Annotated in this window: 12 protein-coding genes; 7 read left to right on the forward strand and 5 right to left on the reverse strand. The window is 56.8% G+C overall.

Features of this window, described 5'->3' with window-relative positions; all coding sequences use genetic code 11:
- Positions 1 to 83: 83 nt before the first annotated feature.
- Complete coding sequence (locus AB4P92_RS15300; protein ID WP_395597837.1) at positions 84 to 863, forward strand: lysophospholipid acyltransferase family protein; 780 nt, start codon at positions 84 to 86, stop codon at positions 861 to 863.
- A gap of 168 nt (positions 864 to 1,031) precedes the next feature.
- On the opposite strand, the gene AB4P92_RS15305 is transcribed toward AB4P92_RS15300, so the two are convergent.
- Positions 1,032 to 2,564 carry a HAMP domain-containing sensor histidine kinase gene (locus tag AB4P92_RS15305; RefSeq protein ID WP_042556905.1) on the reverse strand — a complete coding sequence of 511 codons (1,533 nt, stop codon included), beginning with the start codon at positions 2,562 to 2,564 and terminating at the stop codon, positions 1,032 to 1,034.
- A gap of 166 nt (positions 2,565 to 2,730) precedes the next feature.
- On the opposite strand from AB4P92_RS15305, the gene AB4P92_RS15310 reads away from it, so the two are divergent.
- On the forward strand, positions 2,731 to 3,450 hold the full coding sequence (locus AB4P92_RS15310) for a response regulator transcription factor (RefSeq protein ID WP_047303478.1): 720 nt from the start codon (positions 2,731 to 2,733) through the stop codon (positions 3,448 to 3,450).
- 64 nt (positions 3,451 to 3,514) lie between these two features.
- On the opposite strand, the gene gyrB is transcribed toward AB4P92_RS15310, so the two are convergent.
- Genes gyrB through dnaA form a run of 4 tightly spaced genes read right to left on the reverse strand, consistent with a single transcriptional unit; the run spans position 3,515 to position 9,722 of the window.
- The gene (gene gyrB / locus AB4P92_RS15315; protein ID WP_042561927.1) at positions 3,515 to 5,932 is read right to left on the reverse strand and encodes a DNA topoisomerase (ATP-hydrolyzing) subunit B; all 2,418 of its coding nucleotides are present in this window, start codon (positions 5,930 to 5,932) and stop codon (positions 3,515 to 3,517) included.
- Positions 5,933 to 5,937: 5 nt separating this feature from the next.
- Positions 5,938 to 7,041 (reverse strand): DNA replication/repair protein RecF, encoded by a 1,104-nt coding sequence (recF, locus tag AB4P92_RS15320; protein ID WP_042556903.1) that lies wholly within the window; start codon positions 7,039 to 7,041, stop codon positions 5,938 to 5,940.
- A gap of 14 nt (positions 7,042 to 7,055) precedes the next feature.
- Positions 7,056 to 8,159, reverse strand: coding sequence for a DNA polymerase III subunit beta (dnaN, locus tag AB4P92_RS15325; RefSeq protein WP_042556902.1), 1,104 nt, complete (start codon positions 8,157 to 8,159; stop codon positions 7,056 to 7,058).
- Positions 8,160 to 8,198: 39 nt separating this feature from the next.
- Positions 8,199 to 9,722 carry a chromosomal replication initiator protein DnaA gene (gene dnaA / locus AB4P92_RS15330; protein WP_042556901.1) on the reverse strand — a complete coding sequence of 508 codons (1,524 nt, stop codon included), beginning with the start codon at positions 9,720 to 9,722 and terminating at the stop codon, positions 8,199 to 8,201.
- 566 nt (positions 9,723 to 10,288) lie between these two features.
- Between dnaA and rpmH the strand changes: the two genes are divergently transcribed.
- The 5 genes from rpmH (at position 10,289) to mnmE (ending at position 14,216) form a co-directional block, all read left to right on the forward strand.
- Positions 10,289 to 10,423 (forward strand): 50S ribosomal protein L34, encoded by a 135-nt coding sequence (rpmH, locus tag AB4P92_RS15335; RefSeq protein ID WP_003213577.1) that lies wholly within the window; start codon positions 10,289 to 10,291, stop codon positions 10,421 to 10,423.
- A gap of 16 nt (positions 10,424 to 10,439) precedes the next feature.
- Positions 10,440 to 10,841 (forward strand): ribonuclease P protein component, encoded by a 402-nt coding sequence (rnpA, locus tag AB4P92_RS15340; RefSeq protein WP_042556900.1) that lies wholly within the window; start codon positions 10,440 to 10,442, stop codon positions 10,839 to 10,841.
- Positions 10,834 to 11,079 (forward strand): membrane protein insertion efficiency factor YidD, encoded by a 246-nt coding sequence (gene yidD / locus AB4P92_RS15345; protein WP_010465488.1) that lies wholly within the window; start codon positions 10,834 to 10,836, stop codon positions 11,077 to 11,079. The genes rnpA and yidD overlap by 8 nt, the downstream gene beginning before the upstream one ends.
- A gap of 2 nt (positions 11,080 to 11,081) precedes the next feature.
- Positions 11,082 to 12,764 carry a membrane protein insertase YidC gene (yidC, locus tag AB4P92_RS15350; RefSeq protein ID WP_042556899.1) on the forward strand — a complete coding sequence of 561 codons (1,683 nt, stop codon included), beginning with the start codon at positions 11,082 to 11,084 and terminating at the stop codon, positions 12,762 to 12,764.
- 81 nt (positions 12,765 to 12,845) lie between these two features.
- On the forward strand, positions 12,846 to 14,216 hold the full coding sequence (mnmE, locus tag AB4P92_RS15355; protein WP_395597838.1) for a tRNA uridine-5-carboxymethylaminomethyl(34) synthesis GTPase MnmE: 1,371 nt from the start codon (positions 12,846 to 12,848) through the stop codon (positions 14,214 to 14,216).
- Positions 14,217 to 14,304 lie beyond the last annotated feature (88 nt).

The raw sequence follows: 14,304 nt of genomic DNA on the forward strand, positions 1-14,304 counted from the left end.
AGTACTTCTGAAATTCCTGACCAGGGATTGATCGGGAGTGCGCTTGAACAGACGGGCATTGCCCCGTAACGGTAAACGTCGCCATGTCGATACTGCGGGCCTTCAGAATCTTTCTCTTTTACCTGCTGCTGGGCACCACCTCCTTACTGTGGTGCAGCCTGAGCTTTTTTATCGCGCCCTTTTTGCCATTCAAGGCGCGCTATCGCTTCATCAACGTGTACTGGTGCCGCTGTGCCTTGTGGTTGAGCAAGGTGTTCCTGGGTATCCGTTACGAAATCAAAGGCGCGCAAAATGTGCCTGACCGGCCCTGCGTGATTCAATCGAACCACCAGAGCACTTGGGAGACATTTTTCCTCTCCGCTTATTTCTCGCCTTTGAGCCAGGTGCTCAAGCGCGAATTGCTGTTCGTGCCATTCTTCGGCTGGGCCATGGCCATGCTGCGCCCGATCGCGATTGATCGCGACAATCCGAAAGCTGCGCTCAAGCAAGTCGCGGCGAAAGGCGATGAGCTGCTCAAAGACAATGTCTGGGTGCTGATCTTTCCGGAAGGCACTCGCGTGCCCTACGGCACTGTCGGAAAATTCTCCCGCAGTGGCAGCGCTTTGGCGGTGAATGCCGAGCTTCCGGTACTGCCGATTGCACACAATGCCGGCAAATTCTGGCCGAAAACCGGTTGGGCCAAAAAGCCTGGAGTGATTACTGTGGTCATTGGCGAACCGATGTACGCCGAAGGTACTGGGCCGCGAGCCATTGCAGCATTGAACGACCGGGTACAAGCCTGGAACGAGCAGACGCAACGGGAAATGGGCTCATTGCCACCTGCGCCACAGGCACCCGCTGAAAGTGGTCAGATCGCTGTCTGAGATTTTGTGGATAACCTGTGTACGCTTTTGTTGAAAAAGCTTGAATATTAGATATAACCTACTGATTTACTTATATATTTATCAAGCTCATAAAACGCCGTAAAAGGTGCATAAGTTTTTTTTGGATGTAAAAAAACCGGCTGATATAGCCGGTTTTTTTGTGCCTGTTCATTCAATGATCAGCGGTAACTCAAGCCTGAACGTCGTACCTTGATCGACCACACTGCGGCATTCGATTCTGCCGCCATGGTGATCGACCACGGCTTTAACCATCGACAGGCCCAGACCAACGCCATCAATGCCCTGAGCCGAGGAAAAGCGCCGGTATTGGCTGAACAGGTCGGGCAGTTCCTCGGCGGCAATGCCTTTGCCCTGATCAACAAGCTCGCAACGGAGCCAATCGTCCTGACACGTGACGCGCAACTGAATCGTGGTGTCAGCCGGGCTGTACTTGATGGCGTTTTCCAGCAGATTGAACAACGCACGGGTCAGCAGGCCTTGGTCAGCAGACACCAACCGTTCCTGGGACTGCTCGTCCATGTCGTGCAGCAGTTCGATGCGTTTCTGCTGAGCGATCGGCAAGGCCTGATCGAGTACGTCCAGCACCAGCATTCCAAACAACGTCGGCTGGAACTGATACGTTTCGGATTCAGCCCTCGCCAACAACACGAAGCCATCGGTCAGATCCAGAGCGCGGTGAACCTGACGCTCGATCTGTTCGAACAATGGCGCATCCGCCCCGGCCTGATGACGATGAACATCAAGCAGAGCGAGGATCGCCGAGTGCGGTGCACGGAGATCATGGGAGAGGAAGCGCAGCAAGACGCCGCGCTGTTCCTCGGCGGCGCGCTCGGCACTCAGGTCGGTCAAACTCAGCAGCCAGCCGATTGGGGTGTCACCATCTACAGGCAGCAACGCAGCGCGCTCAAGGCGCAGGCTGCGCTCCTTGTGATCGCGAAATTCCAACAACGGCAGTGCTGATAACAGAGGACGCGGCGCTGTGGACAACTCTGGATATCCGAGTAGCGCCAACTGATCGAGAACGTCGTTACCCACCAAAGCATGATCGAACAGCTGGCGAGCCTTGCGATTGCCCAAAAGGATCTGGCCCTTGGGATCGCTGATGAGCGTGGCGACGGGTAAATATTCCAGACCGTCAGCGATAAAGCGCCGGGTATCGCGGGTACGACTCATGGCTTGTTCGAGCGCCATGATCTGGCGCTGCAAGTGATCAGCGCCGGTGAACTGCGCGCGGCGGCGTTCGGGAAAGACTTTCGGTTCGCTGTCCAGCCGCGCCAGCTCCCAACCGAAGTACGTCAGCACAACACTCAGGCGTCGCCAGTTCCAGATCAGATAGCCGAACAACATGCCCAGCATCGCTGGCGTCGGCGACCACCACTCGCGGATTTCCGCCAGCCCGACGCTGGTCAGCAGCACGCCGGCCATGCCGATCAACGTCATCCAAAGGGCCAGACGTGGACGCCATAACAGCAGCCCAAGAACGCAAACCACCAGGCCTACCGAGAGCAATGCGCCAAGGCCAGGGGATGCATCATTGAGATTGACCTGCGCTCGATACGATAACAGCGCAGTCAGTGGCAACAGCACTAGACTTATCCACAACCACTCGCGCACCAACTGGCGAAACAGTCGCTGCACCTGGCTCGGCTCTCGGCTTTCATGCCGTCTGCGGTCATTCATGGGAAAAAGGGCAGGGTGGTGTGAATGGTTTCATAGGTCACAGGTCTGATACTCGACCCGAAGAATCATAGCGGACGTCGACCAACGGCGGCCGCTTACTTTAATAGCGAAGGTCGAGCGACTAAGGTTGACGGCCAACTGCCCCAGCAACAAGGAACCCTCGCGTATGCGCGTTGCGATACTGGACGACGAACCCGCCGAACTGCGCCGGGTCGAGCAGACCCTGCAGCAAATGGCCGAAGCCGGAGAACAGCCTTGGTCGCTGCACAGCTTCGAGCACGGTGAAGACCTGTTGCGACAGCTGCGCCGGGAAACCTTCGACCTTCTGATCCTCGACTGGCAACTGCCCGACATCACCGGGCTGGCCTTGTTGCGCTGGACCCGTGAACACATGGAGGCGCCACCGGCGGCGATCATGCTCACCAGCCGCGATGGCGAAAGCGATATCGTCCAGGCCCTGAATGCTGGCGCCGACGACTACGTCAGCAAACCGTTCCGGCCCAATGAACTGAAAGCCCGAGTCGCCGCGGTATTGCGTCGGCACAGCCAGCCACGCAGCGCTGCAACCGAAGTGCTGAGCTTCAATGATCTGACCTTCGATGACGCCGAGTTGACGGTCACCCGTGAGGGCAAACCGATCGTCATGACCGAACGCGAATACCGCCTCGCACGATGCCTGTTCAGCAACCTCGGCCGACCGCTGTCGCGGGATTACCTGTATGAGCGCTTCTGGCCCCATGAAGAAGTCGCCTCATCGCGGCCCTTGGACACGCACATCTATCGACTGCGCAACAAGCTGGGGCTGACGGCGGATCGCGGCTGGCAGTTGTTGACGATTTATGGGTATGGGTATCGGCTGGAAAGTGTGGCGACGGCACAGGAATAAGATCAAGGAGCCAAAAAAAAGGCCAACGCAAATGCGTTGGCCTTTTTTTTGGTGCTGACCGGGATCAGAAATCCAGGTTGGATACTGCCAGCGCATTGCTCTCGATGAACTCACGGCGTGGTTCGACCGCATCACCCATCAGGGTGTTGAAGATCTGGTCCGCGCCAATGGCGTCTTCGATAGTGACCTTCAGCATGCGACGCGAGCTTGGGTCCATGGTGGTTTCCCACAGCTGATCCGGGTTCATTTCGCCCAGACCTTTGTATCGCTGGATGGTGTGGCGCTTGGTGCTTTCGGCCATCAGCCAGTCCAGGGCTTCCTTGAACTCGGTGACCGCTTTCTTGCGTTCGCCGCGCTGGATGTACGCGCCTTCGTCGAGCAGGGTACTCAGTTGAGCGCCGAGAGTGACGACAGTTTTGTAGTCGTTACTGCCGAAGAAGTCGCGGTTGAACGTCACGTAGTTCGACAGGCCGTGGGAGATCAATTCGACCTCCGGCAGCCACACGCCACGTTCACGATCTTCACGCAGGCTGGCCTTGTAGACCAGACCGGACTTCTCGACAGTACGCAGACGGACTTCGTACTGAGCCAGCCAGTCTTGCATCGCAGCGTGGTCGCCGAGCTTTTCAAGGCTGACGGCCGGCAGATAGATGAAGTGCTCGGTCAGCTCCTGTGGGTACAGGCGCGACAGACGCTTGAGGGTCTTCATCACCATGCGGAAGTCATTCACCAGACGTTCCAGCGCCGGGCCGGAAATGCCTGGTGCTTCTTCGTTCAGGTGCAGGCTCGCGTCTTCCAGGGCCGACTGCGTCATGTACTCTTCCATGGCGTCGTCGTCTTTGATGTATTGCTCCTGCTTGCCTTTCTTGACCTTGTACAGCGGCGGCTGAGCGATGTAGATGTAGCCACGCTCAATCAGTTCCGGCAACTGACGGAAGAAGAAGGTCAGCAGCAACGTACGGATGTGCGAACCGTCGACGTCAGCATCGGTCATGATGATGATGTTGTGATAGCGCAACTTGTCGATGTTGTACTCGTCGCGACCGATGCCGCAGCCAAGCGCAGTGATCAAGGTGCCCACTTCCTGGGAAGAGATCATCTTGTCAAAACGCGCCTTCTCGACGTTGAGGATCTTACCCTTCAACGGCAGGATGGCCTGGGTCCTGCGGTTACGCCCCTGCTTGGCAGAGCCGCCCGCGGAGTCACCTTCCACGAGGTACAGTTCGGACAGCGCCGGGTCTTTTTCCTGGCAGTCGGCCAGTTTGCCCGGCAGGCCGGCGATATCCAGCGCGCCTTTGCGGCGGGTCATCTCGCGGGCCTTGCGCGCCGCTTCACGGGCACGTGCGGCGTCGATCATCTTGCCGACAACGAGCTTGGCTTCGTTCGGGTTTTCCAGCAGGAAGTCGGAGAAGTATTTGCCCATTTCCTGTTCGACGGCGGTCTTCACTTCGGAAGAGACCAGCTTGTCTTTGGTCTGGGAGCTGAACTTCGGATCCGGCACTTTCACCGAAATGATCGCGGTCAGGCCTTCACGCGCATCGTCACCCGTGGTGGCGACTTTGTGCTTCTTCGCCAGGCCTTCAGCTTCGATGTAGGTGTTCAGGTTACGCGTCAGTGCGGAACGGAAGCCCACCAGGTGAGTGCCGCCGTCGCGCTGCGGAATGTTGTTGGTGAAACACAACAGGTTCTCGTTGAAGCTGTCGTTCCACTGCAAGGCGATTTCCACGCCGATGCCGTCTTCACGCTGGATGTTGAAGTGGAACACCTGGTTAACCGGGGTCTTGTTGGTGTTCAGGTATTCAACGAACGCACGCAGGCCACCTTCGTATTTGAACAGCTCTTCCTTGCCGCTGCGCTCGTCTTTAAGGACGATACCGACACCGGAGTTGAGGAAGGACAGCTCACGAATGCGCTTGGCCAGGATGTCCCAGCTGAAGTGAATGTTCTTGAAGGTTTCATCGGAAGGGCGGAAGTGAATCTGCGTACCCGTAGTCTCGCTGTCGCCAACGATTTTCATCGGCTCTTGCGGAACGCCGTGCACGTAAGTCTGTTCCCAGATCTTGCCGCTACGGCGCACGGTCAGGATCAGCTCTTCGGACAGTGCGTTCACCACGGAAACACCTACACCGTGCAGACCACCGGATACCTTGTAGGAGTTGTCGTCGAACTTACCGCCAGCGTGGAGGACGGTCATGATGACCTCGGCGGCGGAAACACCTTCCTCTTTGTGCACGTCTACCGGGATGCCACGGCCGTTATCGCGAACGGTGATGGACTCATCCGGGTGGATGATGATGCTGATGTCATCGCAATGGCCGGCGAGGGCTTCGTCGATCGAGTTGTCGACCACTTCGAACACCATGTGGTGCAGACCGCTGCCATCGTCGGTGTCACCAATGTACATACCGGGACGTTTGCGTACGGCATCCAGGCCTTTCAGCACTTTAATGCTCGTTGAGTCGTACGTATTTTCTTCGCTCAATGCCTTCACTCCCGATGGTCGTGGGTCTGGGTGATACGGCCCTGTTCCACGTGGAACAAAGCGACTGGCGTTTCCGTCTGCCAGCCTTCCCTCAATAATTCGTGATCTACACAGGTAATGAAAACCTGGCAGCGTAAGTCTTCCAACAAGCGGCACAGCGCACGACGGTGGTTCTCGTCCAGCTCGGACGGCAAGTCATCCACCAGATAAATACACTGACCGCGACGGGCCTGGCTCACCAGATGCCCTTGGGCAATCCGCAATGCACAGACCACCAGCTTCTGCTGACCCCGGGACAAGATGTCCGCGGCGTTGTGTGCGCCCAATCTAAGACGCAAATCAGCTCGTTGTGGCCCAGCCTGGGTATGGCCCACCTGCTGATCCCGTTGCAGGGATCCAGCAAGTACGGCACTCAATTCCCGGTCTTTGTCCCAACCTCGGTAATAGCTGAGCGTCAAACCTTCGAGCTCAACCAGTTCGCTCAAGGTTTGTTCAAAGACTGGTTTCAAGGCTTTGATGTAAGCGCGGCGGTATTCATCGATTTCAGCGCTGGCCTGGCACAGTTCCCTGTCCCAAACCGCTTGTGAAACGGCGTCAAGTGTACCATGCCGCAGCCAAGAGTTTCTCTGGCGCAGGGCCTTCTGCAAGCGCTGCCAAGTGGCCATGAACCGAGGCTCGACGTGGAACACGCCCCAATCGAGAAACTGTCGGCGAATCTTCGGCGCACCTTCCAACAAGCGGAAGCTGTCCGGATTGATCAGCTGCAGCGGAAGGATTTCCGCGAGTTGCGCGGCGCTACGGGCATTCTGGCCGTCGATGCGGATCTGGAACTCGCCCTGACGGTCGCGTGAAATTCCCAAAGCGCTGTGGCCACCCTCGGCCAGTTCGACCTGACCAAACACCGTGCAGGCGAGTTGCTCGTACTGGATAACTGGCAACAGCCGCGTGCTGCGAAACGAACGGGCAAGCCCCAGCAGGTGAATGGCTTCCAGAACACTGGTTTTGCCGCTGCCGTTGGCGCCGTAAAGGATGTTGATGCGAGGGGAGGGAGAGAAGGTCACCGGGTGCAGATTACGCACCGCGGTGACCGAAACACGACTTAAGGACATCCAGGATCAGCTGTTTACAGGCGCATCGGCATGACAACGTAAGCCGAATCGTCGTTGTCGGACTCTTGCACCAGCGCACTGCTGTTGGAGTCGGACAGAATCAGACGAACCTGCTCGGTGGTCATCACGCCCAGCACATCGAGCAAATAGCTCACGTTGAAGCCGATCTCCAGGGAGCCTCCGTTGTATTCAACGCCCACTTCCTCTTCCGCTTCTTCCTGCTCCGGGTTGTTGGCCTGGATCTTCAACTGACCACTGGCCAGTTGCAGACGGATACCGCGGTATTTCTCGTTGGACAGAATCGCGGTACGGCTGAACGCTTCACGCAGTGCCTGACGATCGCCCAGCACCAGCTTGTCGCCGCCCTTCGGCAGAACGCGCTCGTAGTCGGGGAACTTGCCGTCGACCAGTTTCGAGGTGAAGGTGAATTCACCCGTGGTGGCGCGAATGTGATGCTGACCCAAGACGATGCTGACAATGCCGTCCGGCTCGGTGAGCAGACGCGCCAGTTCGAGAATGCCTTTGCGCGGCACGATCACCTGATGACGATCCGGCTGACCGATATCGGCCTTCATCGAGCACATCGCCAGACGGTGACCATCGGTGGCCACTGCGCGAATGATGCCTTCCGAGACTTCCAGCAGCATACCGTTGAGGTAGTAGCGCACGTCCTGTTGGGCCATGGCGAAGCTGGTGCGTTCGATCAAACGACGCAGTCTGCTCTGCTCCAGGCTGCAGGTCAGCGAGCCCGGGCCTTCTTCCACGGTCGGGAAATCATTGGCGGGCAGGGTCGACAGGGTGAAGCGGCTACGACCGGCCTTCACCACCAGCTTCTGCTCGTCGACCTTGATATCGATCAGCGCATCGTTGGGCAGGCTCTTGCAGATATCCATCAGTTTGCGCGCAGGCACGGTGATGGAACCTGTTTCAGCCGGCTCTTCGAGTTGCACACGACCAACCAGCTCGACTTCCAGGTCGGTACCGGTCAGCGACAATTGCTGGCCTTCGACAACCAGCAGCACGTTAGAGAGTACCGGCAAGGTCTGTCGGCGCTCAACGACGCCTGCGACCAGTTGCAGGGGTTTCAACAGGGCTTCGCGTTGAATGGTGAAATGCATGGTCTAGTCCCTTGCCTTAATAAGCTGCGCTGGTGTTCATCAAGTGGTCAGTGTACGCAGCAGGTTCTTGTAGTCCTCGCGGATGTCCGCGTCGGATTCCTTAAGTTCGTTGATCTTGCGGCAGGCGTGCAAAACAGTCGTGTGGTCGCGGCCGCCAAACACATCACCGATTTCCGGCAGGCTGTGGTTGGTCAATTCTTTGGACAGCGCCATGGCGACCTGACGCGGACGTGCCACCGAGCGCGAACGGCGCTTGGACAGCAGATCGGAAATCTTGATCTTGTAGTACTCGGCGACGGTACGCTGAATGTTATCCACAGAGACCAGCTTGTCTTGCAACGCCAACAGGTCTTTCAGGGATTCGCGAATCAGCTCGATGGTGATGTCGCGGCCCATGAAGTGCGAATGGGCAATCACGCGTTTCAGCGCGCCTTCCAGCTCACGGACGTTGGAGCGAATGCGCTGGGCAATGAAGAACGCTGCATCGTGCGGCAAGTCGACTTTGGCCTGGTCGGCCTTCTTCATCAGGATTGCTACGCGGGTTTCCAGCTCCGGCGGCTCGACGGCAACGGTCAGGCCCCAGCCAAAACGGGATTTCAGGCGTTCTTCAAGGCCTTCGATTTCTTTCGGGTAGCGGTCACTGGTGAGAATCACCTGCTGGCCACCTTCAAGCAGGGCATTGAAGGTGTGGAAAAACTCTTCCTGGGAACGTTCCTTGCGGGCGAAGAACTGAATATCGTCGATCAGCAAAGCATCCACCGAACGGTAGAAGCGCTTGAATTCGTTGATGGCGTTCAGTTGCAGCGCCTTGACCATGTCGGCCACGAAACGCTCGGAATGCAGGTACACGACCTTGGCATTCGGGTTCTTCTTTAATAGATGGTTACCCACCGCGTGCATCAAGTGAGTTTTACCCAGGCCAACGCCACCATATAGGAAGAGTGGGTTGTAGCCATGCTTTGGGTTGTCCGCCACTTGCCAGGCCGCCGCGCGGGCGAGCTGGTTGGACTTACCTTCGACGAAGTTTTCGAAGGTGAACGTGCGGTTCAGGTAACTGGTGTGCTTGAGCGCACCTTCGACCTGCACAGTGCGCTGTTCGGCGCGAACCGGAGCCTGCTGCGACGCGGCACCGGCCATCGGGTCGAAGCTGTCGCGAGAAGGCTCTTCGCTGACTTCCACAGTTTTCTGCGTCGAACGTTTGGCCTGAGTTGGCGCTGCGGCCGGCGCCTGCTGGCTTGCCGGTGCGTTGTTGGCATGGGCCAAAGACGCTTGCGCGGCGGCTAACGGGGCATTCGGGGCCGCACGCGGTGCCGAGCTACGTTTGCTGCCTATTAATAAGGAAAGCGCCGGCGCCATACCGTTGCCGTGTTCATCCAGCAGTTCGAGGACGCGCCCAAGGTACTTTTCGTTGACCCAGTCCAGTACAAAACGGTTCGGTGCGTAGACGCGCAACTCGTCGCCTTCGGCTTCGACCTGTAGTGGACGGATCCAGGTGTTGAATTGTTGGGCAGGCAGCTCTTCGCGCAAAAGCTCCACGCACTGCTGCCAAAGTTCCACTGACACGGATATCCCCTAAGTTGAAAGCCGGTGAGGCAAAAACAAGCGGCCATTGTAGCGGCGAGCTGTCCACTTATCCACATGCAGGTTGCCCCCCGTCCATGATTTATCAATGCGTTAAACGAAAAAAAGGCGACCAACGGTGTGTGAATAAGCTCTGTGGATAACCGCCTCTAAGGGCATTGGACAAGTGGGGGCTAAACTCGGTGGATAACCTGCCTGTGGATAACAGCCCATTCCACACACAGGTTATCCGACAGTGCAGCACAGGCTGACCACGGTTTTCCACTGTAGTTGTCATTCTCTGTACATCAGGTTAAACATGGCCTCAAGGCAGTTATCCACAGAAGATCGTGGCCCTAGCTTTTATAAGCTTTACAGAAAAGCTTTAAATAATTCCCTTCTTTATTTTTATGTATGGCGAACAGGGTTTCAGCCAAAGAAGGTCCTGAGATCTATTTATAAGGAAACGTTGGTTGGAAATTGACCTGAAGCCTTGCTTTCTCTAGAATCCCCGGTCTCTTAAAACGGGGGCCATTCCGGCCCGTTGTGGACGAACCAGGTAACACGACATGAAACGTACTTTCCAACCAAGCACCATCAAACGCGCTCGTACCCACGGTTTCCGTGCTCGCATGGCTACCAAGAACGGTCGCGCAGTCCTGTCGCGTCGCCGCGCCAAAGGTCGTGCGCGTCTGGCAGTTTGATAATCCGGTACTGGAGGTGAGTCAGGACTTCAGTCGGGAAAAGCGTCTGCTTACCCCCCGGCATTTCAAGGCAGTCTTTGACTCCCCTACCGGCAAGGTTCCGGGGAAAAATCTCCTGCTCCTTGCGCGCAACAACGATCTTGATCACCCCCGTCTCGGGCTGGTTATCGGGAAAAAGAGCGTAAAGCTCTCCGTTGAGCGCAATCGCCTCAAACGTCTGATGCGCGAATCGTTCCGTCTGCACCAGGATTCACTGGTCGGCTGGGACATTGTTATCGTCGCGCGCAAAGGTTTGGGTGATGTAGAAAACCCCGAATTGATTCAGCATTTCGGCAAACTCTGGAAGCGTCTGGCCCGTAACAATCCAGTTCCAGCAGTCAAAACCGAAACTGTAGGGGTAGACAGTCCAGATGCGTAAACTGGCCCTCGTTCCGATCCAGTTTTATCGCTATGCCATTAGTCCTTTGATGGCCAGCCACTGTCGTTTCTACCCCAGTTGTTCCTGCTACGCGTATGAAGCCATTGAAAATCATGGCCTTCTGCGCGGTGGCTGGCTGACCTTTCGTCGTTTAGGTCGCTGTCATCCGTGGAATCCCGGTGGTTATGACCCGGTTCCACCTATCCCTACCTCCCGTTCTTCTTCGATGGCCGAGTAATCATGGATATCAAACGCACGATCCTGATCGTCGCCCTGGCAATCGTGTCCTACGTTATGGTTCTTAAATGGAACCAGGACTATGGCCAGGCTGCCCTGCCGACTCAGAATGTTGCTGCCAGTACGACTACATCCGGTTTGCCGGACACCGCCACTGGCAATAATGCTGCCGCCAGTGACGATATTCCGCGCTCCGCTAGCGATACCAGCGCACCTGCTGAAATTCCGGTGGCTGCCAGCAAGGATCTGATCCAGATTAAAACCGACGTGCTCGATCTTGCGATCGATCCACAAGGTGGCGACGTTGCTCAACTGACCTTGCCTCTGTATCCACGTCGTCAGGATCGTCCAGATGTTCCGTTCCAGCTGTTCGACAACGGCGGCGAACGTATTTATCTGGCGCAAAGCGGTCTGATCGGTACCAATGGCCCGGACGCAAATCCGGCTGGTCGCCCTCTTTACTCCGCCGAGAAGAAGACTTATCAACTGGCTGACGGTCAGGACCAACTGGTCGTTGATTTGAAGTTCAGCAAGGACGGCGTCAATTACATCAAGCGTTTCACTGTGAAACGCGGCCTCTATGACGTAACCGTTTCCTACATTGTGGATAACCAGAGCGCTCAGCCCTGGAATGGCGCAATGTTTGCCCAGTTGAAGCGCGACGACAGCGGCGATCCTTCGTCCACAACTGCTACCGGCACCGCGACTTACCTGGGCGCTGCCCTGTGGACAAGTTCGGAGCCGTACAAGAAAGTGTCCATGAAGGACATGGACAAGGCGCAACTCAAGGAAACCGTCACCGGTGGTTGGGTAGCCTGGCTGCAACACTACTTCGTGACCGCATGGATTCCGGCCAAGGGCGAAAACAACATCGTCCAGACCCGTAAAGACAGCAAAGGCAACTACATCATCGGTTACACCGGTCCAACAATGACCGCTGCACCAGGTGCCAAAGTTGAAACCAGTGCTGTTCTGTACGCCGGTCCGAAAAGCCAAGCCGTGCTGAAAGAGTTGTCCCCAGGTCTGGAACTGACTGTCGACTACGGCATCCTGTGGTTCATTGCCCAGCCGATTTTCTGGCTGTTGCAACACATCCACGCGATCGTGGGTAACTGGGGCTGGTCGATCATCTTCCTGACTATGCTGATCAAGGGTATTTTCTTCCCTCTGTCGGCTGCCAGCTACAAATCGATGGCGCGCATGCGTGCCGTAGCGCCGAAACTGGCCGCATTGAAAGAGCAGCATGGCGATGACCGGCAGAAAATGTCGCAAGCCATGATGGAGCTGTACAAGAAAGAGAAGATCAATCCGCTGGGTGGCTGCTTGCCAATCCTCGTGCAGATGCCGGTTTTCCTTTCGCTGTACTGGGTTCTGCTAGAAAGCGTTGAAATGCGCCAAGCGCCATTCATGCTGTGGATCACTGACCTGTCGATCAAGGATCCGTTCTTCATTCTGCCGATCATCATGGGCGCAACCATGTTCATCCAGCAGCAGCTGAACCCGACTCCTCCGGATCCGATGCAGGCGAAGGTCATGAAAATGATGCCAATCATCTTCACCTTCTTCTTCCTGTGGTTCCCGGCTGGTCTGGTGCTGTACTGGGTAGTGAACAACTGCCTATCGATTGCACAACAGTGGTACATCACGCGTAAGATCGAAGCGGCGGCGAAAAAAGCCGAGGCGTAACTTGCTCTGTGGATAACACCACTCAAAACGCCCCCTAGTGGGGCGTTTTGCTATCTGCCACTTTTGTCTGGATTACGGTTTATGAGCACACCTCGTGAAACCATCGCAGCTGTCGCTACCGCTCAAGGTCGCGGTGGTGTGGGCATTGTTCGAATTTCCGGTCCACTGGCCAGTGTCGCGGCCAAAGCCATTGCAGGTCGCGAACTGAAACCGCGGTACGCCCATTACGGCCCGTTTTACAGTGACGACCAACAGGTGCTCGACGAGGGTCTGGCGCTTTATTTTCCGGGGCCGAACTCATTCACTGGCGAAGATGTGCTGGAATTGCAGGGCCACGGTGGCCCGATCGTTCTGGACATGTTGCTCAAGCGTTGCCTGGAACTGGGTTGCCGTTTGGCTCGCCCAGGTGAATTCAGCGAACGCGCGTTTCTCAACGACAAACTCGACCTGGCCCAGGCCGAGGCGATTGCCGACCTGATCGAGGCCAGTTCTGCACAGGCGGCGCGCAATGCCCTGCGATCGTTGCAAGGTGCATTCTCCCAGCGTGTGCATAACCTCACCGAACAGCTGATAGGCCTGCGTATCTACGTCGAGGCCGCCATCGACTTCCCGGAAGAAGAAATCGACTTCCTCGCCGATGGCCACGTATTGAGCATGCTCGACAAAGTGCGCGACGAATTATCCACAGTACTGCGCGAGGCCGGCCAGGGTGCCTTGCTTCGCGATGGTATGACCGTAGTGATTGCCGGCCGTCCAAATGCCGGCAAGTCCAGTCTGCTGAATGCCTTGGCCGGCCGTGAGGCAGCGATCGTGACCGATATTGCCGGTACCACTCGGGATATCCTGCGTGAACATATCCACATCGACGGTATGCCGCTGCACGTTGTGGATACCGCAGGTCTGCGCGATACCGACGATCAGGTGGAAAAAATCGGTGTCGAGCGCGCATTGAAAGCCATTTCTGAAGCGGATCGGGTGCTGTTGGTCGTAGACGCGTCGGCGCCTGAAGCGTTGGACCCATTCGCCTTGTGGCCGGAATTTCTCGAGATCCGCCCGGACCCGGCGAAAGTCACTCTGATCCGTAATAAAGCAGATCTGACGGGCGAAGCAATTGCTCTGGAAACAAGCGACGACGGCCATGTGACCATCAGTCTGAGTGCCAAATCTGCAGGTGAAGGCCTGGAGTTGCTGCGCGAACATCTCAAGGCCTGCATGGGCTACGAGCAAACCTCGGAAAGCAGCTTCAGCGCCCGTCGCCGGCATCTGGAGGCCTTGCGCCACGCAAGCGCGGCGCTGGAACACGGTCGAGCCCAACTGACACTGGCGGGGGCTGGTGAGTTGCTGGCTGAAGATTTGCGTCAGGCCCAGCACTCGCTGGGTGAAATTACCGGTGCATTCAGCTCCGATGATCTGCTCGGACGAATCTTTTCCAGCTTCTGCATCGGTAAATAATCCCTCCTGCTGTTCACAGGCGGGCCCGTTCGCGGCCCGTCTGTTTCCCTCATCATTGAATTGATTCCAGAAATGCCGGGCAGATTTA

It is taken from the genome of Pseudomonas sp. A0308 (assembly GCF_044218815.1).
GTDB lineage: Bacteria > Pseudomonadota > Gammaproteobacteria > Pseudomonadales > Pseudomonadaceae > Aquipseudomonas > Aquipseudomonas iridis.

Coding starts and splice junctions, on each gene's coding strand:
- AB4P92_RS15300 (WP_395597837.1), top strand. CDS start 84: ATGTCGATACTGCGGGCCTTCAGAATCTTTCTCTTTTACCTGCTGCTG.
- AB4P92_RS15305 (WP_042556905.1), bottom strand. CDS start 2,564: ATGAATGACCGCAGACGGCATGAAAGCCGAGAGCCGAGCCAGGTGCAG.
- AB4P92_RS15310 (WP_047303478.1), top strand. CDS start 2,731: ATGCGCGTTGCGATACTGGACGACGAACCCGCCGAACTGCGCCGGGTC.
- recF (WP_042556903.1), bottom strand. CDS start 7,041: ATGTCCTTAAGTCGTGTTTCGGTCACCGCGGTGCGTAATCTGCACCCG.
- dnaN (WP_042556902.1), bottom strand. CDS start 8,159: ATGCATTTCACCATTCAACGCGAAGCCCTGTTGAAACCCCTGCAACTG.
- rpmH (WP_003213577.1), top strand. CDS start 10,289: ATGAAACGTACTTTCCAACCAAGCACCATCAAACGCGCTCGTACCCAC.
- yidD (WP_010465488.1), top strand. CDS start 10,834: ATGCGTAAACTGGCCCTCGTTCCGATCCAGTTTTATCGCTATGCCATT.
- yidC (WP_042556899.1), top strand. CDS start 11,082: ATGGATATCAAACGCACGATCCTGATCGTCGCCCTGGCAATCGTGTCC.
- mnmE (WP_395597838.1), top strand. CDS start 12,846: ATGAGCACACCTCGTGAAACCATCGCAGCTGTCGCTACCGCTCAAGGT.